Here is a 23,321-nt window from a genome sequence, read left to right on the forward strand (position 1 = left end):
GCCGGCGCCGTGGGAGCCCCCGTCGTCCCCCTGCTGCTGCTGGCGCTCGCCCTCGTGGTGGCCGCGGGCCTGGTGGCCGCGGCCGAGGCGGCCCTGGGCGGCACCTCGCGCCGGCGCGCGCGCGAGCTGGAGGCCGACGGCCGCCGCGGGGCCGGCGCCCTGCTGCGGGTGCTGGACTCCGCCGCGCCGGTGCTGACCGTGTGCACCCTGCTGCGCGTGGTCCTCGAGACGCTGGCGGCCGTGTGCGTCACCGTCGTGGCCGCCACCTGGTTCGACGCGTGGTGGTCGGTGCTGCTGGTGGCCGGCCTGGGCATGTCCGCGCTGGACTTCGTGCTGGTGGGCGTGGGCCCGCGCACCCTGGGCCGGCTGCACGCGGAGACGGTGGGCCTGCTGGCCGCGCCCGTCCTGGGGCCGCTGAGCCGGCTGCTGGGCCCCGTGGCGCACGGCCTGGTCCTCGTGGGCAACGCCGTGACCCCCGGCCGCGGCACCCCGCACGGCCCGTTCGCCTCCGAGACCGAGCTGCGCGAGATCGTCGAGCTGGCGGGGGAGACCGGGGTCGTCGAGGCCGGCGAGCACCGCATGATCCACTCGGTCTTCGAGCTGGGCGACACCCGGGTGCGCGAGGTGATGGTCCCGCGCACCGACGTCGTCTCGCTGCGGCGCGGCACCGGCCTGCACGAGGCGGAGGACCTGCTGCTGCGCTCGGGCTTCTCGCGCGCGCCCGTCGTGGGCGAGGACGCCGACGACGTCCTGGGCGTCCTCTACCTCAAGGACGTCGCCCGCCGCTTCCACGACGACCCCGCCGCCGCGCGGGCCACCGCCGTGGAGGACGTCGCGCGCCCGGCGGTGTTCGTGCCCGACAGCCTGCCGGTGGACGACCTGCTCAAGCGCATGCAGCGCGACACCACGCACGTGGCGGTCGTGGTCGACGAGTACGGCGGCACCGCCGGCCTGGTGACCATCGAGGACGCCATCGAGGAGATCGTCGGCGACATCGCCGACGAGTACGACCGCGGCGCCCCGGACGTGGAGGCCCTCGAGGACGGCGGCTACCGCGTCTCGGCGCGCCTGGCCGTCGACGAGGTCGGCGAGCTGTTCGGCCTGGAGATCGACGAGGAGGACGTCGACACCGTCGGCGGCCTGCTCGCCAAGACCCTCGGGGAGGTCGTCGTGCCCGGCTCGGCGGCCGAGGTGCACGGGCTGCGGCTGCAGGCCGAGAGCCGCGGCGGCCGGCGCAACCGGGTGCGCACGGTGCTGGTGCAGCGCGCCCGGCCCGCCGCCGGCGGGGACGAGCCGGAGGCCGAACTGGTGAGCGGGGGGCGGACGCGTGGCTGAACCGACCGGCGGGGGCGGTGCTGCGGCCGGTGCGGCCGGTGCGGCCGGTGCGGCCGGTGCGGCCGCCGTGCACCGCTCCGGCTTCGCGTGCCTGGTGGGCCGGCCCAACGCCGGCAAGTCCACGCTGACCAACGCCCTGGTGGGGCAGAAGGTCGCCATCACCTCCACCCGCCCGCAGACCACCCGCCACGCGGTGCGCGGCATCGTGCACCGCCCCGACGCCCAGCTCGTCCTCGTCGACACCCCCGGCCTGCACCGCCCGCGCACCCTGCTGGGCCAGCGCCTGAACGACCTGGTGCACGAGACGCTGGCCGAGGTCGACGTCGTGGCGATGTGCGTGCCCGCCGACGAGCGCGTCGGCCCCGGGGACCGCTACATCGCCGAGGCGCTGGGGGCCGTGCCGCGCTCGACGAAGGTGGCGCTGGTGACCAAGACCGACAAGGTGCGCCCCGAGCGCGTGGCCGAGCAGCTGCTGGCGGTCAGCGCGCTGGGCGAGGAGCTGCTGGGCGGCTTCGCCGACGTCGTGCCCGCCTCCGCCGTCACCGGCGAGCAGGTCGACGTCGTCGCCGACGTGCTCCTGTCGCACCTGCCCCCGGGCCCGCGGCTGTACCCGGACGGGGAGCTGACCGACGAGCCCGAGAACGTCATGATCGCCGAGCTGGTGCGCGAGGCGGCGCTAGAGGGCGTGCACGACGAGCTGCCGCACTCCCTGGCCGTCGTGGTCGAGGAGGTGGGCCGCCGCGAGAACGGCCTGCTGGAGGTCCACGTGTGGCTGTACGTCGAGCGCGAGAGCCAGAAGGGCATCGTCATCGGCCGCGCCGGCGCGCGCCTGAAGGACGTGGGCACCCGCGCGCGCCGCTCCATCGAGGCGCTGCTGGGCGAGCGCTGCCACCTGGACCTGCGCGTGAAGGTCGCCAAGGACTGGCAGCGCGACCCCAAGCAGCTGCAGCGCCTGGGCTTCTGAGGTGGGTCCGGCGTGCCTGGCGTGCCCGGCGCCCCCGGCCGCCGGCCGGCCCGCGGGAGGCGCCGCCGCCTGCTGAGCGCCCGGGACGCGCGCGACGCGGTCCTCGGCGTGGTGCCCACCGCGGCGGCGCTGTGGATCAGCGCCCAGGTCGTCCCCGCGCTGCAGTACAGCTCCCCGCTGTGGCTGCTGGCCTCCTCGGCGCTGCTGCTGGCCGGTGACGTGGTGGTGCGCCCCGTGCTCGCCCCGCTGGTGCGGGTGGCCGGCCCGGCGCTGACCGTGCTGCTGGGCGTGGCGGTGCAGCTGCTGGTGCTGCACACCGCCCTGACGGCGCTGCCGGGGCTGGACCTGCGCGGCGCGGGGGCGCTGTGGCAGGTGTACCTGGTCACGGGCCTGGTGGCGGTCGTCGCCCGCCGGCTCCTCGGGGTGGGCGACAGCAGCTGGGTGGTCGGCGACCTGCTGCGCCGGCAGCGCCCCGGCCCGCACGGCGAGGCGCCGCCCGGCCTGCTGGTGGTGCAGGTCGACGGGTTGTCCCTGCCGCTGCTGCGCTTCGGGGTGCACGCCGGCACGCTGCCCACGATCGCGCGGTGGCTGCGCACCGGCAGCCACCGCGCCACCGGCTGGCGCGCGCCCCTGCCGTCGACGACGCCCGCCAGCCAGGCCGGCCTGCTGCACGGCACCACCGAGGACGTGCCCGCCTTCCGCTGGTGGGACCCGCAGCTGGGGCGCGTGCTCGTGGCCAACCGGCCGGCCGACGCCGCCGTCGTCGAGCAGCGGCTGGTGCGCGCCGCCCGCGCCGCCGGCCGCGAGGGGCTGCTGGCGCACGGCGGCGCCGGCGTCGGCACCGTCTTCTCCGGTGAGGGCGCCCACGCGCACCTGGTGGTCTCCACCTCCCGCGGCGGCGGTTCCGGCCGCCCCTACCTGCGCTACGTGCTGCGCCCCTTCGGGCTGGCGCGCAGCCTGGTGCTGACCGCGGGGGAGGTGGTCAGGGAGCTGCACCAGGGCCGGCAGCAGCGCGTGCGCGGGGTCGAGCCGCGCGTGCGCCGCCGCGGCCGGTCGGTGCTGCTGCGGGCGCTGACCACCGCGCTGCTGCGCGACCTCGACGTGGCGCTGGTGGCCGAGCAGCTGGCCGCCGGGCGCCCGGTGGTCTTCGTGGACTTCCTCGACTACGACGAGGTGGCCCACCACGCCGGCGCCGCCCGCGCGGAGTCCCTGGACGCGCTCGCCGGCGTGGACCGCGCCCTGGGCACCCTGGCCGCCGTGGCCGCCGCCGCCCCGCGCGACTACCGCGTCGTGGTCGTCTCCGACCACGGGCAGGCGCAGGGCCCGACGTTCCGCCAGCTCGCCGGGCGCACGGTGCAGCAGCTCGTGGCCGACCTCGTCGGGCGCGGCCGCCCCGCCCCCGCGCCGGTGGTGGCCCCCGTGGCGGGGGAGGGGGCGCGCGGCCGCCTCGGCGTCCTGCTGCGCGACCTGACCCCGGCGGGCGCCGCCGGGCGAGCCGCGCGAGCAGCGCGCGCCGGGCGGCGCCGCGAGCCGCGCGCGGACGCGGCCGCCGGCCCGGGCGCCGCCGTCGTCGTCGCCGCGGGCTGCACGGCGCTGCTGAGCGTGCCCGACGCCCCCGCCGGGCGGCTGGACCTGCCCGGGCTCGAGCGGCGCTGGCCGGCCCTGCTGCCCGGCCTGCTCGCCGCTCCCGGCATCGGCTTCGTGGCCGGCCACGAACCGGCCGGCCCGGTCGTGCTGGGCGCCGGCGGTCGCCGCGAGCTGCTCACCGGGCGGGTGCGCGGCACCGACCCGCTGGCGCCCTTCGGCCCGCGCGCCGCCGGGGAGGTGCTGCGGGTGATGCGCATGCGCACCGCCCCGGCGCTGCTGGTGCACTCCGCCCTCGACGAGCGCACCGGCGAGCTGCACGCCTTCGAGGAGCAGGTGGCCCACCACGGCGGCCTGGGCGGCGAGCAGAACGACGCCGTGCTGGTGCACCCGGCCGGCTGGGGCGTCGACGAGGACCTGCTGGACACCTCCGTGCCGGGGGAGCGGCTGCTGGTGGGCGCCGACGCCGTGCACCGCCAGCTCGTGCGCTGGATGCGCGCCGACGGCGTGCTGCCCGCCGGGGTGCCGCCGGCGCCGCCGCGCGCGGCGGCCGGGGGGACCGGGGGCACCGGGCGGTGAGCGGGGTGCGGCTGCGCTGGCTGGGGCACTCCACCGCGGTGCTCGACGCGGCGGGGGTCCGGGTGGTCACCGACCCGGTGCTGCGCGGCGCCCTGGCGCACCTGCGCCGCCGCCCGCCGCTGCCGGACCCGGAGCACTCCGCCGACCCGACCCTGGTGCTGCTCTCGCACCTGCACCACGACCACCTGGACCTGCCCTCGCTGCGGCGGTTGCGCCCGCGCTGGGTGGTGGCACCGCCCGGGTCGGCCGCCTGGCTGCAGGGGCGCCTGCGCGGTCGCGGCAGCGCCGTGGCGGAGGTGGACGTCGGGCGCTCGGTGCTCGTGCGCGACTGCCCGGCCGGGCCGCTGACCGTCACCGCGCTGCCGGCCCGCCACGACGGCCGCCGCACCCTGGGCAGGCTGACGGGCGCGCCGGCGCACGCGCTGCCGGTGGGTCACCTGGTGCGCCTGCCCGGCGCCTTCCCCGCGCGCCCGGCGGCCGAGGGCGGTACGGACCTGCTGCTGTGGGCGGTGGGCGACACCGGCGCGTTCGAGGGCCTGGCGGAGTCCGTGCTGGCGGCCGCCGGGCGCGCGCCGGACGTCGCGCTGGTGCCGGTGGGCGGGTGGGGTCACACCCTGGGACCGCACCACCTGGACCCCGAGCAGGCCGCGGCCCTGGTGGTGCGGGTGCGCCCGCGGGTGTCCGTGCCGGTGCACTGGGGCACGTTCGCCCCCGCCGGGCTGGCGCGCACCATGGGCGAGCGCTGGACGGCGCCGGGCGCGCGCTTCGCGCGGGCCGTGCGCGCCGCCGGCGTGCCCGGCGCGGTGCTGCTGCGCCCGCGCGCGGCGGTGGACCTGGACGCGCTGGGCGCGCCCCGCCCGCGCCACCCGGGCGGGGCGCAGCCGTTTTGACAGCGCGGGCGCGGGTCGCGTTTGATGACGCCACCCATCCAGAGCGGCCGAGAGACCTGGCTCGTCGACGCCGCAGCAACCTCCCCCCGTTCCCTGGCCGGAACAGGGGGTGCGGTGCTCACGCCAGGACCGATGGAGGAGCATTGCCGGCCGTCCCCACGCAGCCCGCGTCAGCCCGCGCCGGCGCGTCCGCCCGCACCGCCGCCCCCGTGGACCCCGCCCAGCGGGTCGACGCCGCCGGCGTCGTCCTGCGCGGCGTGGGCCGCGCCTTCACCACCCCCACCGGCACCCGCGACGTGCTCGCGGACGTGGACGTGGAGGTCGCCCCCGGCAGCACCGTGGCCCTGCTGGGCGCCTCCGGCAGCGGCAAGTCCACCCTGCTGCGCCTGGTCGCCGGCCTGGACACCCCCACCTCCGGCACCGTCGAGGTCGGCGGCGAGGTCGTGCGCGGCGTCGGCGCGCGCACGGGCGTCGTCTTCCAGGAGCCGCGCCTGCTGCCGTGGCGCGACCTCGCCGGCAACGTCGCCCTGGGCCTGCCCCGCGGCACCCCGCGCGCCGAGGGCCGCGAGCAGGTGCTGCAGCGCCTGGCGAGCGTGGGCCTGGCCGACTTCGCCGGGCACCGCCCGCGGAGCGTCTCCGGCGGCATGGCCCAGCGCGCCGCGCTGGCGCGCGCCCTGGTGCGCCGCCCGGGCGTGCTGCTGATGGACGAGCCGTTCGCGGCCCTGGACGCCCTGACCCGCCTGAAGGTGCAGGACCTGCTGGACGACCTCCAGCGCAGCACCGGCGCCACCGTCCTGCTCGTCACCCACGACGTGGACGAGGCGCTGCACCTGGCCGACCGGGTCCTGGTGCTCGGCACCCGCGAGGGCCGGCCCGGCGCCCACGTGGTGCGCGACCTGCGCGTGGACGCGCCCCGCCCGCGCGACCGCGGCGACTCCTCGCTGGCCCACCTGCGGGTGGAGCTGCTGGAGCTGCTGGGCGTGCCGCGCGCGCACGCCTGAGCCGACCCCCACCCGCTCGCCCCACCCGTTCGCCCCGCCCGCACGACCGATCCCGCGCCCGACCCCGGGACCCGCCCCGCGCGGGTCCCGCACCGCGGGGCCCGCACCAGCGCGGGCCCCGCAGCACCGCCGAGCCCGCCGCCCGCGACCGCGCGGGCGGCCCTGCCCCCTGGAGAGACCCGTGCCCAGCTCCTCCCGCCCCCTCGCGCGCCGCACCGCCCTGGGCGGCCTCCTCGGCGGTGTCGCCCTCGGCGCCGCCGGCTGCGTGCAGGGGGAGAGCTCCACCGGCACCGCCCCCGCGCCCAGCGGCAGCGCCACCGCCGCCGCCGCCGGCGGCACCGTCCGCCTCGACTACGCCTTCTACAACCCGCTGAGCCTGGTGGTGCGCCAGCAGCGGATCCTCGAGGACGCCGGCCTGACCGTGCAGTGGGAGCAGTCGCTGGGCAGCAACAGGGCCAACGAGTTCCTGCGCAACGACAACCTCGACCTGGCCTCCACCGCCGGTTCCGCCGTGCTGCAGGCGCGCGCCAACGGCCTGGCCGTCAAGACCGTCGACGTCTACTCGCAGCCGGAGTGGACCGCGCTGGTCGTCGGCCCGGACTCCGACGTGACCGACGTGGCGGGCCTGCGCGGCAAGCGCATCGCGGCCACCACCGGCACCGACCCGTACTTCTTCCTGCGCCAGGCCCTCGACGAGGCCGGGCTGGCCGCCTCCGACGTGGAGATCCTCAACCTGCAGCACCCCGACGGGCGCGCGGCCCTGGAGCGCGGCGACGTCGACGCCTGGGCGGGCCTGGACCCGAACATGGCCGCCACCGAGGTGCAGAACGGCTCGCGGCTGCTCTACCGCAACGTCGCCTTCAACACGTACGGGGTGCTCAACGCCCGCGAGGAGTTCGTCGAGAGCTCCCCGGAGCTGGTGCAGCAGGTCGTCGACGCCTACGAGCAGGCGCGCGCCTGGGCGCTGGCCAACCCCGCGGACCTGGTCGCGCTGTACGCCGAGCAGGCCCAGCTGGAGCCGCGCGTCGCCGAGCTGGTGCTCGGCCAGCGCACCGCCCTAGACATCGACCCGGTGCCCGGCGAGGCGCAGCGCACGGTGCTCGAGGGGGTCATCCCGCTGATGGCCGCCAACGGCGACGTGCGCTCGGAGGACGAGGCCCGCACGGCGCTGGAGGGGCTGCTCGAGCCGCGCTTCGCCGAGCAGGCCGCCGGGTCCTCCTCGTGAGCGCGCCGGCCGTGCAGCGCCCGGCGGCGGCGGGCACGGGCGCCCGCCGCCGCCCGGGCGCCGGGCGCTGGCTGCTGGGCGCCGTGGTGCCGCTGGCGCTGGTGGCCGCCTGGCAGCTGACCTCCACGCTGGGCGTCTTCACGCCCGTGCAGCTGCCCCCGCCGGCGGACGTGGCGCGCGCGGCGGTGGACATGTGGGGCACCGGGGCGCTGCAGCTGAACATCGCCATCTCCGCCCAGCGCGTCCTGCTGGGCTTCCTGTGGGGCGCCGGCCTCGGCGTCGTGCTCGGCGGGCTGACGGGCCTGCTGCGCACCGCCGAGCAGTTGCTGGGCCCGACGATCGGCGCGCTGCGGGCGGTGCCCTCGCTGGCGTGGGTGCCGCTGCTGAGCCTGTGGATCGGTCTGGGGGAGACGCCGAAGGTGGTGCTCATCGCCATCGGCGCGTTCTTCCCCGTCTACACCACGGTGCACTCGGCGCTGAGCCACCTGGACCCGGCGCTGGTGGAGGTCGGCCGCGCCTACGGGCGCAACGGGGTGCGGCTGTTCGCCGAGATCCTGCTGCCGGCCACGGCGCCGGCGTTCCTGTCCGGCCTGCGCCTGGGGCTGGCGCAGAGCTGGCTGTTCCTGGTGGCCGCCGAGCTGATCGCGGCCTCGATCGGCCTGGGCTACCAGCTCACCAACGGCCAGAACGTCGGGCGCACCGACCAGGTGCTGCTGGCGATCCTGCTGCTGGGGCTGCTGGGCAAGCTGAGCGACGTGCTGCTCGGCCTGGTCGAGCGGCGGGTGAAGCAGAACCGCAGCTGAGCGCCGCGGGCCCTCGCCCCGGGGCGGGGGCCCGCCCTCACCCGGCCGGGTCCAGCGCCCGCGCCCGGACCCCCTGCACGGCGCGGTCCAGCGCACCGAGGACGACGACGTCCGCGCCCAGCTGCGAGGCCAGCACCTCGGGGCGCGGCTCGGCCACGAAGCGCGGCAGCTCCGCGCGCACCACGTCCACCAGCGGGGCCGCGGAGGCGGCCACCGCCCCGGCGAGCACGACGCGCTCGGGGTCGACCAGGCCGGCCAGGGTGGCGACCACCCTGGTCAGGCGCCGGCCCGCGGTGCGCACCAGGGCCAGGGCGGCGCGGTCGCCCTCGCGCGCGGCGGCCAGGACCTGCTCGGCGCTCTCGCCGCCGCCGCGGGCGCGGGCCAGGTCGCGCAGGACCTTGCCCACCCCGTCGGTCGAGCCCACGCCGGCCACGAGGTCCAGGTAGGCCATCTCCCCGGCGCCGCCGTTGGCCCCGCGCAGCAGCCGGCCGTCCTCGACGATGCCCGCGCCGAACCGCTCACCGGCCAGCAGCGTGACGTGGTGGCGCACGCCGCGGCCGTGGCCGCGGTGGTCCTCGGCCAGGGCGGCGAGGTTGGCGTCGTTGTCGGTCGTCGTGCGCCAGCCGAACCTGCGCCGCAGGTGCTCGGAGATGCCCGGCTCGGTGAACTCCCAGTAGGGGTTGCCGCGGAACGCGGTGCGTCCGCCGGCGCTCACGGGCGCGGGCACGCCCACGGCGGCGCCCAGCACCCGCTCGGGGCCGGCCCCGGCGTCGGCCAGGGCCGCCGAGGCGGTGCCCTCCAGCGCGGCCAGGCGCTCGGCGACGGCGGTGCGCTCGAAGTCGTGGTCCACCGTGGCCGAGGCGCGGCCCAGCACGGTGCCGCGCAGGTCGGCCACGGCCGCCGACAGGCGCCGCACGCCGGCGTCGACGCCGACGACGACGCCGGCGTCCGCGGCGAACGCGTAGCGGCGCGCGGGGCGGCCCTTGGTGTACGCGTCGGCGGAGCGGGCGTTGGCCAGCTCGCGCAGCCAGCCGCGCTCGATGAGCTCCTCGCACACGTCGTGCACGGTGGCGCGCGAGAGGCCGGTGGCGCCCATGAGGTCGCTGCCCGTGAGCGCCGCGGGGGAGCCGTCCTCGCGCCCAGCGTCCCAGGCGTGCTCGAGCACGGCGCGCAGGTTCTCCTCGCGCAGCCTGCGCACGGCCGCGGCCGTCCCCGGCCTGCCGCCGCTCACCCCTTGACCCCCGCGCCGATCACGGCTCTACTTTAGTCACGGCTTAGATTTAGTGCTCGGATCAAAGGAGACCCACCCGTGACGGACGTCCTCGACACCGCCCCGGCCACCCGCACCACCGCCGCGCCCGAGACCTCCTGGTGGCGCCAGGCGGTCGTCTACCAGGTCTACCCGCGCAGCTTCGCCGACGCCGACGGCGACGGCACCGGCGACCTGCGCGGCCTGACCGCGCGCGTGCCGCACCTGGCCCGCTTGGGCGTGGACGCCGTGTGGCTGAGCCCCTTCTACCCCTCCGAGCTGGCCGACGGCGGCTACGACGTCGCCGACCACCGCGACGTCGACCCCCGCATCGGCACCCTGGAGCAGTTCGACGCGCTCGTCGCCGCCCTGCACGGCGCCGGGATCCGGCTGGTCGTCGACATCGTGCCCAACCACTCCTCCGACCGGCACCGCTGGTTCCGCGAGGCGCTGGCCGCCGCACCCGGCTCGCCCGAGCGCGAGCGCTACGTCTTCCGGCGCGGTCGCGGGGAGCGCGGCGAGCTGCCGCCCACCGACTGGAGCGCGGTCTTCGGCGGCCCGGCGTGGGAGCACGTCGGCGACGGCGAGTGGTACCTGCACCTGTTCGCCCCCGAGCAGCCGGACTGGAACTGGGCCAACCCCGAGGTGCGCGAGGACCACCTGCGCACCCTGCGGTTCTGGGCCGACTGCGGCGTCGACGGGTTCCGCGTCGACGTGGCCCACGCGCTCGTCAAGGACCTCAGCCACCCGCTGCCCACCGCCGCCGAGCTCGGCGCCGACGACCTGCCCGACGGCGCGCACCGCTTCTTCGACCGCGACGAGGTCCACGAGGTCTACCGCGAGTGGCGCGCCCTCTTCGACTCCTACGACCCCCCGCGCACCGCCGTGGCCGAGGCGTGGGTGCCCGCGCACCGCCGGGCCCGCTACGCCTCGCCCGAGGGGCTGGGGCAGGCGTTCAACTTCGACCTGCTGCGCTCGCCGTTCGACGCGCGCTCCTTCCGCACCGTGGTCGAGGACAACCTGCGCCTGGCCGCGGCGACCGGCAGCTCGTCCACGTGGGTGCTCTCCAACCACGACGTCGTGCGCCACGCCTCCCGCTACGCGCTGCCCGAGGGCGCCGACGAGGAGGCCTGGCTGCTCAGCGGCGGCACCGAGCCGGCCGCCGACCACGAGCGCGGACTGCGCCGGGCGCGCGCGGCCACCGCGTTCGTCCTGGCCCTGCCCGGCAGCACCTACCTGTACCAGGGGGAGGAGCTGGGCCTGCCCGAGGTCGCCGACCTGCCCGCCGGCGTCCTGCAGGACCCCACCTGGCACCGCTCCGGCGGCACCCGCAAGGGCCGCGACGGCTGCCGGGTGCCGCTGCCGTGGAGCGCGCAGGAACCCTCCTTCGGCTTCGGCGACGGCCCGGCGCACCTGCCGCAGCCCGAGCTGTTCCGCGCCCTGGCCGTCGACGTCCAGGACGGCGACCCGGCCTCGACGCTGGAGCTGTACCGCCGCGCCCTGGCCGAGCGCGCCCGCCTGTAGGGCCCCGAGGAGCTGACCTGGCTCGAGGGCCTGCCCGCGGGCGTCGCCGGGTTCCGGCGCCCCGGCGGGTGGACGTGCGTGACGAACTTCGGCACCACCCCGGTGCCGCTGCCGTCCGGCCGCGTCGTCTTGTCCAGCGGGCCGATCGGGGAGACGCTGCTGGAGGGGGAGACCACGGTCTGGCTCGAGGACGAGGCAGGCGCCGGCCGCTGACCCGGCGGACGGACCGGGGGGGGGGGGGGGGGGGCCCCCCCCCCCCCCCCCCCCGCAGCACCCGCGGGCGACGGCGCCCGCGGAAGCCACGAGGAGGGACGACGACGTGCCACCCACCCCGAAGACCCCCGCGCCCACCCGGCGCTCGCTGCTCGCCGCCGGCGTCGGCGCCCTGGCGCTCGGCGCGGCCGGCTGCGGTTCCGGCGCCGGCACCTCCGGCCGCGAGGAGGTGCGCTTCTTCCAGAACAAGCCCGAGGTCATCGAGTACTTCAGCGCCCTGCTGCAGGAGTTCAACGCCTCCCAGGACGGCGTCACCGCCGTCCACGACTCCTCCCAGACGCCCCTGGTGCCGCAGTTCGTGCGCGGGGCGCCGCCGGACCTGGCGGCGTGGAACTACACCCTCGAGGTCGGCAACTACGTCGCCACCGGCGTGCTGACGGACCTGTCCGACCTGCCCGAGGCGCAGCGCGTCGACCCGCGGTACCAGGAGCTCGTCGACCAGTTCGCCACCAACGAGGGGCAGACCAACGTGCTGCCGTACTCGGTGGCCGCCGCCGGCGTCATCCACAACCAGCGCCTCTTCGAGGAGAACGGGGTGGACGTCCCCGAGACGTGGAGCGCCCTGGTCGAGGCGTGCGAGACGTTCCGCGCGGCCGGGGTCACCCCGCTCTACAGCACCTACCAGGAGGTGTGGACCCTCTCGCAGGGGCTGTTCGACTACTGCACCGGCAGCGCCCTGGACGTCGCCGGCTTCTTCCGGGACCTGCGCGCCCTGGGCGCCGACGCCGGCCCGGACGCCGAGGTCTCCTTCTCGAAGGACTTCGCCGAGCCGGTGGAGAAGATGCTGCAGCTGGCGTCCTACTCCAACCCCGACGCCGCCAGCCGCGCCTACGCCGACGGCAACCTCGCCTTCGGCCGCGGCGAGGCCGCGATGTACCTGCAGGGGCCGTGGGCGCTGGGGGAGATCGCCAAGGTGGACCCGGACCTGCCGATGGGCACGTTTCCGCTGCCGATGACGGAGGAGCCCGGGCAGGCCGCCGCCCGCGTCAACCTCGACCTCGCGCTGTGGATCCCCACCGCCTCCAGCCGCCAGGGGGCCGCCCGAGAGCTGCTGCAGTGGCTGATGAGCCCGGAGGTGATCGCGCGCTACAACGCCGACAACCTGGCGACCTCGCCGCTGCTGGAGGCCGAGCCGCTGCGCGACCCCCGCCTGGTGGGCCTGCAGCCCGCGCTGGAGGCCGGGCGCATCTACCAGGGCGCGAACACCTACGTCCCGCTGACGATCCCGCTCGGCAACTACCTGCAGGAGGCGGTGCGCTCCGGCGACGGGGCCACGCTGCTGCGCCGCATCGACGAGGACTGGGCCAGGCTCGCGGCCCGCTCGGCCGCCTGACCCGCCCGCCGCAGACCGAAGGAGATCCCGTGGCCACCGTCTCCACCCACCGGCTGCGCACCCGCGCGCGCACGGCCGGCGGCGACCTCGCCGTCACCGGCCGCAGCGCGCCCCGGCGCCGGCCCGACCTCACCTCGCACCTGTTCCTGCTGCCCGCCGTCGCCCTGTTCACCCTCTTCATCACCGTGCCGGCGCTCGTCGGCGCGGTGATCAGCCTCACCGACTACGTCGGGTACGGGGAGTGGGAGTTCATCGGGCTGGCCAACTACGCGGTGCTCTTCCGCGACCCGAACGTCCTGCAGTCGTACGCCTTCACCCTCGGCTTCTCCGTCGTGACGGTCGTCCTGGTCAACGTCGTCGCCCTGGCGCTGGCGCTGGGCCTGAACGCGCGCATCCACCTGAAGACCGCGCTGCGCGGGGTGTTCTTCCTCCCCATGGTCGTCTCCGGCATCGTCATCGCCTTCGTCTTCAACTACCTCTTCTCCAGCTCGCTGCCCGCCCTGGCCGGCGCCCTGGGGATCTCCTGGCTGCAGGAGAGCCTCATCGCCAACCCCGACCTCGCCTGGGTGGCCGTCGTCCTCGTCACCGCCTGGCAGGCGGTGCCCAGCGCCCTGATCATCTACCTGGCCGGCCTGCTGGCCGTGCCGGAGGAGGTCTACGAGGCCGCCGCCCTGGACGGCGCCTCCGCCTGGCGGCAGTTCCGGTCGGTGACCCTGCCGCTGGTGGCCGGGTACGTCGTCATCAACACCGTGCTCGGCTTCAAGAACTTCCTCAACGCCTACGACGTCATCGTCGGCCTGACCGACGGCGGCCCGGGCACCGCCACCCGCAGCGTCGCCATGACCATCTTCACCGGCTTCACCAGCGGCGACTACGCCTACCAGATGGCCAACGCGGTGGTCTTCTTCGTGCTCACCGTCGTCGTCTCCGTCCTGCAGCTGCAGATCATCCGCCGCCGAGGGGTGTCGCTCTGATGACCACCGTCGATCCCGCCACCGTCGCCGCCGCCTCGCGCGGCGCCGCGCCCCGCCGCGAGCTGGAGGTCGTCGGCACCCGCCGCCGCGGGCGCGGCTGGGGCCTGACCGCCCTGCTGGCCCTGGCCTCCCTGACCGTGCTGGTGCCGCTGTACTTCGCCGTCGTCATGGCGTTCAAGACGCCCGAGCAGGCCGTGCGGGGCACCGGCTTCGCGCCGCCGTGGCCGCTGAACTGGGCCAGCTTCGCCGACGCCTGGACGCTGACCGGCTTCGCCCGCGCCTTCGCCGTCTCGACCCTGGTCACCGCCGCCAGCGTCGCCGGGTGCCTGCTGCTGGCCTCCTGGGCGTCCTACGCCATCGTGCGCAACTGGGAGCACCGCCTCTTCCGCTACTCCTACGTGTACCTGCTGGCCGCGATGTTCATCCCGTTCCCGGTGGTGGCGCTGCCCCAGGTCAAGCTCACCGCCCTGCTCGGCCTGGACGACCCCGGCGGCGTGGCCCTGCTGCACGTGATGTTCCAGCTCTCCTTCAGCGTCCTGCTGTACTCCGCCTTCCTGCGCTCGGTGCCGGCCGAGCTGGAGGAGAGCGCCCGCATGGACGGCGCCAGCACCTGGCAGGTGTTCTGGCGCATCGTCTTCCCGCTGCTGGCCCCGATGAACGCCACCGTCGGCATCTTCGCCTTCCTGGCCAGCTGGAACGACTACATGATGCCGTCGCTGATCACCGCCGACCAGACGCTGCAGACCATCCCCGTCGTGCAGAAGATCTTCCAGCTGGCCTTCTCCACCGACTACAACGTCGCCTTCGCCTCGTACCTCATGGCCATGGCCCCCACGATCGTCGTCTACGTCCTGGCGCAGCGCTGGGTGATGAGCGGGGTGACCCGCGGCGCGATCAAGTGAGCCCCACCGGGCCGCGAGCGGGGGAGCACCGGGGCGCTCCCGGGGTGCCGCGGGCACGGCGCCGGTGCAAGGTGGGTCCGTGAGCGAACCCAGCACCGAGCCCATCGACCCCGACGGCGACCCCGCCGAGCTCAACCCCCGCGACCTGCGGGGGGTGAGCACCGGTGACGGCGCCGCCGCCGACCCCGGCGCCGGGGACGACCCCGACGCCGACCCCGAGCAGCTGAACCCGCGCGACGACGCCTGAGCGGCCCGCGCCCCGGCCCCGGCCGGGGCCGGGGCGCCCCGGCGCGCCCCCCGCGTGGACGAGGCGCGCCCGGTGCGCGTACGGTGCCCGTGTGGCTCGACGGGAGACCCTCCTCCTTCGCCGCCGCGGCGGGGCCAGCTAGGCCGGTCCCCCCGTCGCGGGACCTCGTCGTGCGCGCCGGCCGAGCACACCCGGGCACGCGTGGAGGAGACCAGAGCCGTGGAGAACACCCAGAAGCCGTCGTCGATGCCGTACCACCGGTACCGCCCGTTCCACGAGCAGATCGCCGTGGACCTGCCGGACCGCACCTGGCCCGGCAAGCGCATCACGCAGGCGCCGCGCTGGTGCGCGGTGGACCTGCGCGACGGCAACCAGGCCCTCATCGACCCGATGAACGCCGAGCGCAAGCTGCGGATGTTCAAGCTGCTGGTCGAGATGGGCTACAAGGACGTCGAGGTGGGCTTCCCCTCGGCCAGCCGCACCGACTTCGACTTCGTGCGCACCCTCATCGAGCAGGACCTGATCCCCGACGACGTGCGGATCCAGGTGCTGACCCAGGCGCGCGAGCACCTCATCGAGCGCACCTACGAGTCCCTGCGCGGGGCGAAGCAGGCCATCGTGCACCTGTACAACTCCACCTCGGTGCTGCAGCGGCGCGTGGTGTTCGGGATGGACCAGGACGGCATCGTCGACCTGGCCCTGCAGGGGGCGCGGCTGTGCCGCAAGTACGAGGAGACGGTCCCGGGCACCACCGTCTACTACGAGTACTCCCCGGAGTCGTACACCGGCACCGAGCTGGAGTTCGCCCGGCGCATCTGCGACGCCGTCGTGGACGTCTTCGAGCCCGCGCCCGACCGCAAGGTCATCGTCAACCTGCCGGCCACGGTGGAGATGACGACGCCCAACGTGTACGCGGACTCCATCGAGTGGATGTCGCGCAACCTGGCCCGGCGCGAGGACCTGCTGATCTCGCTGCACCCGCACAACGACCGCGGCACCGGCGTCGCGGCGGCCGAGCTGGGCTACCTGGCGGGCGCGGACCGCATCGAGGGCTGCCTGTTCGGCAACGGCGAGCGCACCGGCAACGTCGACCTGGTCACCCTGGGGCTGAACCTCTTCAGCCAGGGCGTCGACCCGCAGATCGACTTCTCCGACATCGACCGGATCCGCCGCACCGTCGAGCACTGCAACCAGCTGCCGGTGGGCGAGCGCGTCCCCTACGGCGGCGACCTCGTCTTCACCGCCTTCTCCGGCTCGCACCAGGACGCCATCAAGAAGGGCCTGGAGGCGATGGAGCGCGACGCCGCCGCCGCCGGGCGCGGCGTGGACGAGGTGGAGTGGGCGGTGCCGTACCTGCCCGTCGACCCCAAGGACGTCGGGCGCAGCTACGAGGCCGTGATCCGGGTGAACTCCCAGTCCGGCAAGGGCGGGGTCGCCTACCTGCTCAAGAGCGAGCACCAGCTGGACCTGCCGCGTCGGCTGCAGATCGAGTTCAGCCGCGTGGTGCAGGAGCGCACCGACGCGCAGGGCGGGGAGGTCTCCGCGGCGGAGATCTACGCCATCTTCGCCGACGAGTACCTGCCCTCGTCCTCGCCCTCGGGCACCCCCGACTGGGGCCGCTTCGCGCTGCGCGCGACCCGCTCGGTCAGCGAGGTCGACGGCCTGGACGCCCTCGAGGTCGACCTGCTCGACGCCGGCGCCGTCAGCACGGTCTCCGGCACGGGCAACGGCCCCATCGCCGCCTTCTGCGCGGCGCTGGCCTCGCTGGCCGCGGCGCCGGTGGACGTGCGCGTGCTCGACTACGCCGAGCACGCCCTCTCCGCGGGCGGCGACGCGCGCGCGGCCGCCTACGTCGAGTGCGCCGTGGGCGAGCGCGTCCTGTGGGGCGTGGGCGTGGACGCCAACATCACCACCGCCTCGCTCAAGGCGATCGTCTCCGCCGTCAACCGCGCCCTGCGCTGACGGCTCCGCCCCGCCGCCCGCTCCACCGGGGGCGGCGGGGCGCCCGCGGGCCGTTGAACACGCACGCACCCGGTGTTCCGGCTGCGCGGGCCCCCGGCGCGGTTAAGATCAGTCACCATCCGTGCTCGACCGCGCACGGAACAGGAGGGCGATCGACGTGGGCAGCGCTGGACCCGCCGTGCGGGCGGCCGGGGGCGAGCTGGAGCCCTTCGGCCCCTTCGGCCCCTTCGACGCGCTCGCGGAGGCCGCGCACCGGCTCTACCTCGACGGCTACGGCGAGCGCGCCGTGCACGCCGCCCGCGAGGGCCTGGTGCTGTGCGAGGCCGCCGGCGACGAGCGCACCGCCCGGTACCTGCAGTTCATCTGCTGCGTCGCCCTGCACCAGCTCGGCCGGGCCGCCGAGGCCGCCGAGGAGGCCGGGCACCTGCTGCACCGCCTGGGCCCGCGCGCCGACCCCGTCTGGCGCGCCAAGGCCCTGTCGCTGCTGGCCGAGGCGCGCGTGGACCTGGGCATGACCGCGCTGGCGATGGACCACCTCGCCGAGGCGCAGCTGATCGTCACCGCCCAGCCGGTGCGCACCTACGACCACCTCTCGGCCACCATGTCCGTGGCCCTGGCGCTGCGGGCGCTGGCGCTGTTCGAACCCGCCGACGAGCTGATGCACCTGATGCTCGGGCTGTCCTTCCCGCCCCCGCGCGTGCAGCTGAACGTCGTGCAGGAGGCCGCCGTGCTGGAGGTCTCCTGGGGCGCGATGCTCGACGTGGTCGGCCGCGGGGGCGAGAGCGGCCCGCGCTACGCGCGCGCCCTGGAGCACGCCGCGCGCATGCGCGAGCTGGCCGACCGCGTCGGCTACCCGGAGATGCGCGCGCGCGCCGACGCCGTGGAGGGCTTCGTGCTGCACCGCACCGGCGAGCCGGACCTGGCCGGCGCCCGCCTGCGCGCCGCGGCCGCCGCCTTCCGCCAGCGCGAGGAGCTGGTCGAGACGCAGATCGCGCGCGTGGGCCTGGCCCTGTCGCGCTCGCGCGCCGGCGACGACGAGGGCGCGCGCGAGCTGCTCGCCGCCGTGCAGCGCACCTCCTCCAGCACCCAGCTGGACGTGTGGGGGCTGACGGCCCTGAAGGTGCGCGCCGAGACCGCCGTGCGCCACCACGGCGGCCACGACGCCGTCGACGCCCTGGGCGAGCTGGCGCGCATCTCCCTGTCGCGGCTGTGGGAGGACCGCGAGAGCCGCTTCGAGGCGCTGCAGGACCGCATCCGCCAGCACGCGATGGCCGAGCAGGTCGAGCGGCAGGGCCGCGCCGCGCTCGAGGACCCCATGACGGGCCTGGGCAACCGCCGGCGCCTGCAGCAGCTGCTGGAGCGCCCCGACCAGCGCTTCGGCGCCGTCCTGGTGGACCTGGACGGGCTGCGCGCGGTCAACGAGGAGCGCGGCCCGGACGTCGGCGACGCCGTGCTGCGCCGGGTGGCGGCCCTGCTGCGGGCCGGCTCGCGCGAGGACGACGTGCTGGTGCGCTACGGCGGCGACGAGTTCGTCGTCCTGCTGCCCGCCGACGGCGCCGACGGCGCCGACCCGCAGGCGCCCGCCGTGGCCGCGCGCCTGCTGGCGGCCGTGCGCGAGGAGCCGTGGGGGGGGCTGGCCACCGGCCTGCGGGTGACGGCCTCGCTGGGCGCGGCGGGCCCCGCCCCGGCGGCCGAGGCGCTGGCCGCGGCCGACGCGGCCTGCGCGCGCGCCCGCCGCGCCGGCGGCGACCGCCTCGAGCTGGCCTGAGCCGCCCGGCGCTGCGCGGCGCCGGTGTCGGTGGTGGCGCCTAGGGTGGCGGCGTGGGTGGGATCGGGGGACCGCGCAGCTACCGCGACGAGGCGGTCGTGCTGCGCACCACCACCTTCGGCGAGGCGGACCGCGTCATCACGCTGCTGACCCGCCACCACGGGCGCGTGCGGGCCGTGGCCAAGGGCGTGCGGCGCACCTCCTCGCGCTTCGGCGCCCGGCTGGAGCCGTTCACGTGCGTGGACGTGCAGCTGCACCGCGGGCGCAGCCTCGACGTCGTCACACAGGTCGACGTCCTGGCCCCGCTGGGCGCGGTGCTCGCCGCCGACTACGGCCTCTACACCGCCGGGCACGCCGTGCTGGAGACCGCCGAGCGCTTCACCGAGGTCGAGGGGGAGAGCAGCACCCAGCAGTACCTGCTGCTGGTGGGGGCGCTGCGCACCCTGGCCCGGCGCGAGCACGCCGCCCCGATGGTCCTGGACGCCTTCCTGCTGCGCTCCCTGGCCGTGGCCGGCTACGCGGCCAGCTTCGCCGACTGCGCCCGCTGTGGCGCCCCCGGCCCGCACCGCGCCTTCTCCGTGCCCGCCGGCGGCGCGGTGTGCCCGGTGTGCCGCCCCCCGGGCTCGGCCGCCCCCGACCCGCGCACGCTGCAGCTGCTCTCCGCGCTGCTCACGGGCGACTGGGCCGCGGCCGACACCGCCGACGGGCGCTGCCGCGACGAGGCCAGCGGCCTGGTGGCCGCGTTCCTGCAGTGGCACCTCGAGCGCGGCATCCGCTCGCTGCGGCACGTCGAGCGCGTCTGAGCGCCACCCCACCCGCCACCCCGCCCCACCCGCCACCGCGCCCGCCCCGCCCGCCGCCCCGTCCCCAGCGCCGCCGTGCCAAGCTCGGGGCCCGTGAGCACCCTGGGCCGACGCACCGCCGCCCGCCGCGCCGCCGCGGCGCAGCCCCGCACCGTCGTGGCGCCGCCGCCGCACCCCTCCGGGGCCCGGGCGCCGCAGCTGCCGCCGGAGCTGGTGCCCCGCCACGTCGCGATCGTCATGGACGGCAACGGCCGCTGGGCCAACCAGCGCGGCCTGCCGCGCAACGAGGGCCACAAGCGCGGGGAGGCGTCCCTGCTCGACGTCGTCGCCGGGGCCATCGAGGTCGGGGTGACCCACGTGTCCGCGTGGGCCTTCTCCACGGAGAACTGGAAGCGCAGCCCCGACGAGGTGCGCTTCCTCATGGGCTTCAACCGCGACGTCATCCGCCGCCGCCGCGACGAGATGCACTCCTGGGGCGTGCGGGTGCGCTGGGCCGGGCGCCGCCCGCGCCTGTGGCGCAGCGTCGTCAGCGAGCTGGAGGCCGCCGAGGAGCTGACCCGCGACAACACCGTGTGCACCCTGACGATGTGCGTCAACTACGGCGGGCGCGCCGAGATCGCCGACGCCGCGCGCGCCATCGCCCGCGAGGCCGCCGCCGGCCGGCTGGACCCCGAGCGCGTCGACGAGCGCACCGTGGCGCGCTTCCTCGACGAGCCCGACATGCCCGACGTGGACCTGTTCTGGCGCTCCTCCGGTGAGCAGCGCACCTCCGGGTTCCTGCCGTGGCAGTCCACCTACGCCGAGATGGTCTTCTCCGACGTGCTCTGGCCCGACGTGGACCGGCGCGCGCTGTGGGCGGCGATCGAGACCTACGCCGGGCGCGAGCGCCGCTACGGCGGCGCCGTCGACGCCCCCGACGCCCCCGGCACGTCGGGCGCCCCCGGCACCGGGCCGGCCTGAGCGGGCGGGGGAGCGCGGTGGGCACGGTCGTGGGGCGCGAGGTGCGCTCGGCGCTGCGCTGGGGGCTGCAGCACGGCCTGCCGCGCGTGGCGGTTCGGCGCGGGGCGCGCGAGGGGGACCTGCAGTCGCTGCTGCTGGCCGACCCGGCCACCTGGCGCGAGCCGTACGCGTTCCACGAGCGCGTCCGCGCGGCCGGGCCGCTGCTCGACGGGGCCTTCACCAGCATGAGCGCCTCGCACGCGGCGGTGCGGGAGGTGCTCGGCAGCCCGGACTTCGGCGTCAGCGCCGTGCACGACGTGCCGGTGCCGCAGCTGCGGCCGCTGGCCGCCTGGACCGAGCGCGACCGGCCCGTGCACCCGGTCGAGCCGCCCTCCATGCTCGCGGTGGACCCGCCCGAGCACACCCGCTACCGGCGCCTGGTCTCGAAGGTGTTCACCGCCCGGGCGGTGGAGGGGCTGCGCCCGCGGGTGGAGGGGATCGCCGCGCAGCTGCTCGACGAGCTCGCCGCGCGCGGGCCGGGGGCCGACGCGGTGCGCGACTACGCGCTGCGGCTGCCGGTGGCCGTCATCGCCGAGCTGCTGGGCGTGCCCGCGCACCGGCGCGAGGAACTGCGCGCCTTCGAGGCGGGCCTGGCCGGCACCCTGGAGGTCGCCGCCGGCTGGCGCGAGCACCGCGCCGTCGAGGTGGCGCTGCGCGGCTTCGACGCCTGGATCGCCCGGCACCTGGAGCAGCTGCGCCGCCAGCCGGGCCCGGACCTGCTCAGCGGCCTGGTCGCCGCCACCGACGACGAGGGCGGCGGGCGGCTGTCCGAGCGCGAACTGCGCGCCACCGCCGGGCTGCTGCTGGCCGCCGGGTTCGAGACGACGGTCAACCTGCTCGGCTCGGCCACCCACCTGCTGCTGGAGCACCCCGACCAGCTGGCGCTGGTCCGCGCCGACCCCGCCCTGTGGCCGGGGGTCGTGGAGGAGTCGCTGCGCCTGGAGGCGCCCGTGCAGCTGACCTCGCGCCGCGCGCTGCGCGCGACCACCGTCGCCGGGCGGCCCGTGCCGGCCGGCCGGCGGGTCGTGCTGCTGCTCGGCGCCGCCGGCCGCGACCCCCTCGTCTTCGACGACCCGGCCCGCTTCGACGTGCGCAGGCCCAACGCCCGCGAGCACCTCGCCTTCTCCGCCGGCCGGCACTTCTGCCTCGGGGCGGCGCTGGCCCGCCTGGAGGGCGAGGTGGGCCTGCGCGCGCTCTTCGAGCGCTTCCCCGGCCTGCGGCTGCGGACGGGGGCGCGGCGCACCACCACCCGGGTGCTGCGCGGCTGGCGCAGACTGCCCGTGGACCCGGGGGAGCCGGTGGAGGCCCGTCAGAGCTCGGCGTGACCCTCCAGGTAGGGCACGCACGAGCCCACCAGGTGCACCCGGTCGCCGACCAGCCGGCAGGTCAGCTCCCCGCCGCGCGGCGACGCCTGGTGGGCGAACAGGGTGGTCCGGCCCGTGCGCGCGGCCCAGAACGGCGCCAGGGCGCAGTGCGCCGCCCCGGTCACCGGGTCCTCCGGGACCCCCTTGGCGGGGGCGAAGTAGCGGCTGACGACGTCGTGGGGGCCGTCGCCGGGGGCGGTGACCACGACCCCGGTGCGCTCCAGGCGGGCCACGGCGGCCGGGTCCGGCGCCAGCGCGCGCACGTCGGCGGCGGTGGGCAGCAGCACGAGGTAGTTGCCCCCGTCGGTGGTGTGGACCTCCACCGGCGCCGCCCCCAGCGCGGCCGCCAGCCCCGCCGGCTCCGGCACCGGGCGCACGGTGCGCGCCGGCAGGTCCAGCCGGTAGGCGCCGCCCTCGCGCTCGACGGTCAGCGGACCGCTGGCGGTGTCGAAGACGACGTCCGCCCGGCCGGGCTCGAGGCGCTCGAGGACCACCGCGCCCGAGGCCAGCGTGGCGTGCCCGCACAGCGGCACCTCCAGCACGGGGGTGAACCAGCGCAGCCGGTACCGCCCGCCGGGCGAGGCGGGCGGGACGAGGAACGCCGTCTCGGCGAGGTTGTTCTCCGCGGCGACCGCCTGCAGCAGCGCGTCGTCGGGGAAGTCGTCCAGCACGAGCACCGCGGCCGGGTTGCCGGCGAAGCGGCGGGTCGTGAAGGCGTCGAGCTGGAAGAACGGCACGCGCACGCCCGCACGGTAGCGGTGCGCCGGGCCCGGGCGGCGGTGCCCGAGGATGGTGGGGTGAGCACCTCTTCCGACGCGGCCCGCGAGGCGCCGCGCTCGTACAAGCTGCGCCGCGGCCGGATGAGCACCGCGCGGCTCGAGGCGCTGCGCGAGCACCCCGCCTCCCGCGCCGTGCCCGGCGGCGACGGCCCGCTGGACCTGCCCGCGCTCTTCGGCGAGGGCGTGCCCGTCGTGCTGGAGATCGGCTTCGGCACCGGCGGCAGCACCCTGGAGATGGCGCAGGCCGACCCGGGCACCGGTGTGCTCGCCGTGGACGTGCACACCCCCGGGGTGGCCGCGCTGCTCGTGGGCCTGCACGAGCGCGGCCTGGGTAACGTGCGGGTGCTCGAGGGCGACGGGCGGCTGCTGCTGCGCGAGCGCGTGCCGCCGGGCGCCCTGGCCGGGGTGCGGGTGTACTTCCCCGACCCCTGGCCCAAGCCGCGCCACCACAAGCGGCGCCTGGTCGACGCCGCCTTCGCGGCCCTGGTGGCCGACCGCCTCGCGCCCGGCGGGCTGCTGCACGTGGCCACCGACTGGGAGCCGTACGCGCAGCAGGTGGCCGCCGTGCTGGCCGCCGAGCCGGGGCTGGAGCTGCAGGAGGGGCGCGAGCGCCCGCCGTGGCGCCCGCTGACCCGCTTCGAGGAGCGCGGCCTGCGGCGCGGGCACGCGGTCACCGACCTGCTCGCCCGCCGGCCCGGCCCGGCCGCCGCGCGCCCCGCGACGGCGGACGGCCCGCCCGCGCCCTGAGCGGGGCGCGAGCGGG

General features: G+C 77.0%; 19 protein-coding genes, 1 pseudogene and 1 riboswitch. Of the genes and pseudogenes, 18 read left to right on the forward strand and 2 right to left on the reverse strand.

All coding sequences use genetic code 11. The features are described 5' to 3' along the window. The first annotated feature begins 9 nt into the window (after positions 1-9). The 7 genes from ACRYMN_RS10775 to ACRYMN_RS10805 all read left to right on the forward strand — a co-directional run bounded on the left by ACRYMN_RS10775 (position 10) and on the right by ACRYMN_RS10805 (position 8,381). A complete protein-coding gene (locus tag ACRYMN_RS10775) occupies positions 10-1,335 on the forward strand; it encodes a hemolysin family protein (RefSeq protein ID WP_432494827.1) in 1,326 nt (441 codons plus the stop codon). Between the two features lie 67 nt (positions 1,336-1,402). Then, positions 1,403-2,299: a GTPase Era gene (gene era, locus ACRYMN_RS10780; protein WP_432494871.1), complete on the forward strand. Its 897-nt coding sequence runs from the start codon at positions 1,403-1,405 to the stop codon at positions 2,297-2,299. 12 nt (positions 2,300-2,311) lie between these two features. After that, entirely contained in the window at positions 2,312-4,462 is a 2,151-nt protein-coding gene (locus ACRYMN_RS10785; protein WP_432494829.1) for an alkaline phosphatase family protein, read from the forward strand. Continuing rightward, the gene (locus ACRYMN_RS10790) at positions 4,459-5,352 is read left to right on the forward strand and encodes an MBL fold metallo-hydrolase (RefSeq protein ID WP_432494831.1); all 894 of its coding nucleotides are present in this window, start codon (positions 4,459-4,461) and stop codon (positions 5,350-5,352) included. The genes ACRYMN_RS10785 and ACRYMN_RS10790 overlap by 4 nt, the downstream gene beginning before the upstream one ends. A gap of 31 nt (positions 5,353-5,383) precedes the next feature. Continuing rightward, a riboswitch (SAM riboswitch) is annotated at positions 5,384-5,491 on the forward strand. 70 nt (positions 5,492-5,561) lie between these two features. Next, the gene (locus ACRYMN_RS10795) at positions 5,562-6,353 is read left to right on the forward strand and encodes an ABC transporter ATP-binding protein (RefSeq protein ID WP_432494833.1); all 792 of its coding nucleotides are present in this window, start codon (positions 5,562-5,564) and stop codon (positions 6,351-6,353) included. Positions 6,354-6,534: 181 nt separating this feature from the next. After that, entirely contained in the window at positions 6,535-7,578 is a 1,044-nt protein-coding gene (locus ACRYMN_RS10800; protein ID WP_432494835.1) for an aliphatic sulfonate ABC transporter substrate-binding protein, read from the forward strand. Next, positions 7,575-8,381 carry an ABC transporter permease gene (locus tag ACRYMN_RS10805; protein ID WP_432494837.1) on the forward strand — a complete coding sequence of 269 codons (807 nt, stop codon included), beginning with the start codon at positions 7,575-7,577 and terminating at the stop codon, positions 8,379-8,381. The genes ACRYMN_RS10800 and ACRYMN_RS10805 overlap by 4 nt, the downstream gene beginning before the upstream one ends. Positions 8,382-8,418: 37 nt before the next feature. On the opposite strand, the gene ACRYMN_RS10810 is transcribed toward ACRYMN_RS10805, so the two are convergent. Beyond that, positions 8,419-9,612: an ROK family protein gene (locus tag ACRYMN_RS10810; RefSeq protein WP_432494839.1), complete on the reverse strand. Its 1,194-nt coding sequence runs from the start codon at positions 9,610-9,612 to the stop codon at positions 8,419-8,421. A 78-nt stretch (positions 9,613-9,690) separates the two neighbouring features. Here ACRYMN_RS10810 and ACRYMN_RS10815 point away from each other — a divergent pair. From ACRYMN_RS10815 to ACRYMN_RS10860, 10 genes and pseudogenes are all read left to right on the forward strand, one after another. Continuing rightward, a pseudogene (locus tag ACRYMN_RS10815) lies at positions 9,691-11,367 on the forward strand (glycoside hydrolase family 13 protein). Positions 11,368-11,473: 106 nt separating this feature from the next. Continuing rightward, positions 11,474-12,760, forward strand: coding sequence for an ABC transporter substrate-binding protein (locus tag ACRYMN_RS10820; protein ID WP_432494841.1), 1,287 nt, complete (start codon positions 11,474-11,476; stop codon positions 12,758-12,760). A 53-nt stretch (positions 12,761-12,813) separates the two neighbouring features. Next, positions 12,814-13,734 carry a carbohydrate ABC transporter permease gene (locus ACRYMN_RS10825; RefSeq protein WP_432494873.1) on the forward strand — a complete coding sequence of 307 codons (921 nt, stop codon included), beginning with the start codon at positions 12,814-12,816 and terminating at the stop codon, positions 13,732-13,734. After that, positions 13,734-14,636 (forward strand): carbohydrate ABC transporter permease, encoded by a 903-nt coding sequence (locus ACRYMN_RS10830; RefSeq protein ID WP_432494843.1) that lies wholly within the window; start codon positions 13,734-13,736, stop codon positions 14,634-14,636. The genes ACRYMN_RS10825 and ACRYMN_RS10830 overlap by 1 nt, the downstream gene beginning before the upstream one ends. Positions 14,637-14,715: 79 nt before the next feature. Continuing rightward, on the forward strand, positions 14,716-14,883 hold the full coding sequence (locus ACRYMN_RS10835; RefSeq protein WP_432494845.1) for a hypothetical protein: 168 nt from the start codon (positions 14,716-14,718) through the stop codon (positions 14,881-14,883). A gap of 219 nt (positions 14,884-15,102) precedes the next feature. Beyond that, positions 15,103-16,845, forward strand: a complete 1,743-nt coding sequence (gene leuA / locus ACRYMN_RS10840; RefSeq protein WP_432494875.1) for a 2-isopropylmalate synthase — start codon at positions 15,103-15,105, stop codon at positions 16,843-16,845. 157 nt (positions 16,846-17,002) lie between these two features. Further along, positions 17,003-18,613: a GGDEF domain-containing protein gene (locus tag ACRYMN_RS10845; protein WP_432494847.1), complete on the forward strand. Its 1,611-nt coding sequence runs from the start codon at positions 17,003-17,005 to the stop codon at positions 18,611-18,613. Positions 18,614-18,666: 53 nt separating this feature from the next. After that, positions 18,667-19,416 (forward strand): DNA repair protein RecO, encoded by a 750-nt coding sequence (gene recO, locus ACRYMN_RS10850; protein WP_432494849.1) that lies wholly within the window; start codon positions 18,667-18,669, stop codon positions 19,414-19,416. A gap of 102 nt (positions 19,417-19,518) precedes the next feature. Continuing rightward, entirely contained in the window at positions 19,519-20,376 is an 858-nt protein-coding gene (locus ACRYMN_RS10855; RefSeq protein WP_432494877.1) for an isoprenyl transferase, read from the forward strand. A gap of 17 nt (positions 20,377-20,393) precedes the next feature. Continuing rightward, positions 20,394-21,740, forward strand: coding sequence for a cytochrome P450 (locus tag ACRYMN_RS10860; protein WP_432494851.1), 1,347 nt, complete (start codon positions 20,394-20,396; stop codon positions 21,738-21,740). Here the strand turns inward: ACRYMN_RS10860 and ACRYMN_RS10865 are convergent. Then, positions 21,725-22,522, reverse strand: a complete 798-nt coding sequence (locus ACRYMN_RS10865) for a PhzF family phenazine biosynthesis protein (protein WP_432494853.1) — start codon at positions 22,520-22,522, stop codon at positions 21,725-21,727. The two genes, ACRYMN_RS10860 and ACRYMN_RS10865, sit on opposite strands and share 16 nt — an antisense overlap. A gap of 54 nt (positions 22,523-22,576) precedes the next feature. Here ACRYMN_RS10865 and trmB point away from each other — a divergent pair, with 54 nt between their 5' ends. Next, positions 22,577-23,305 carry a tRNA (guanosine(46)-N7)-methyltransferase TrmB gene (trmB, locus tag ACRYMN_RS10870; protein WP_432494855.1) on the forward strand — a complete coding sequence of 243 codons (729 nt, stop codon included), beginning with the start codon at positions 22,577-22,579 and terminating at the stop codon, positions 23,303-23,305. Positions 23,306-23,321 lie beyond the last annotated feature (16 nt).

It is taken from the genome of Kineococcus gypseus, assembly GCF_050871305.1.
Classification (GTDB): domain Bacteria; phylum Actinomycetota; class Actinomycetes; order Actinomycetales; family Kineococcaceae; genus Kineococcus; species Kineococcus gypseus.

Excerpts from the sequence above, each read along its gene's own strand:
- ACRYMN_RS10830 (WP_432494843.1), top strand. The coding sequence starts at position 13,734 with ATGACCACCGTCGATCCCGCCACCGTCGCCGCCGCCTCGCGCGGCGCC.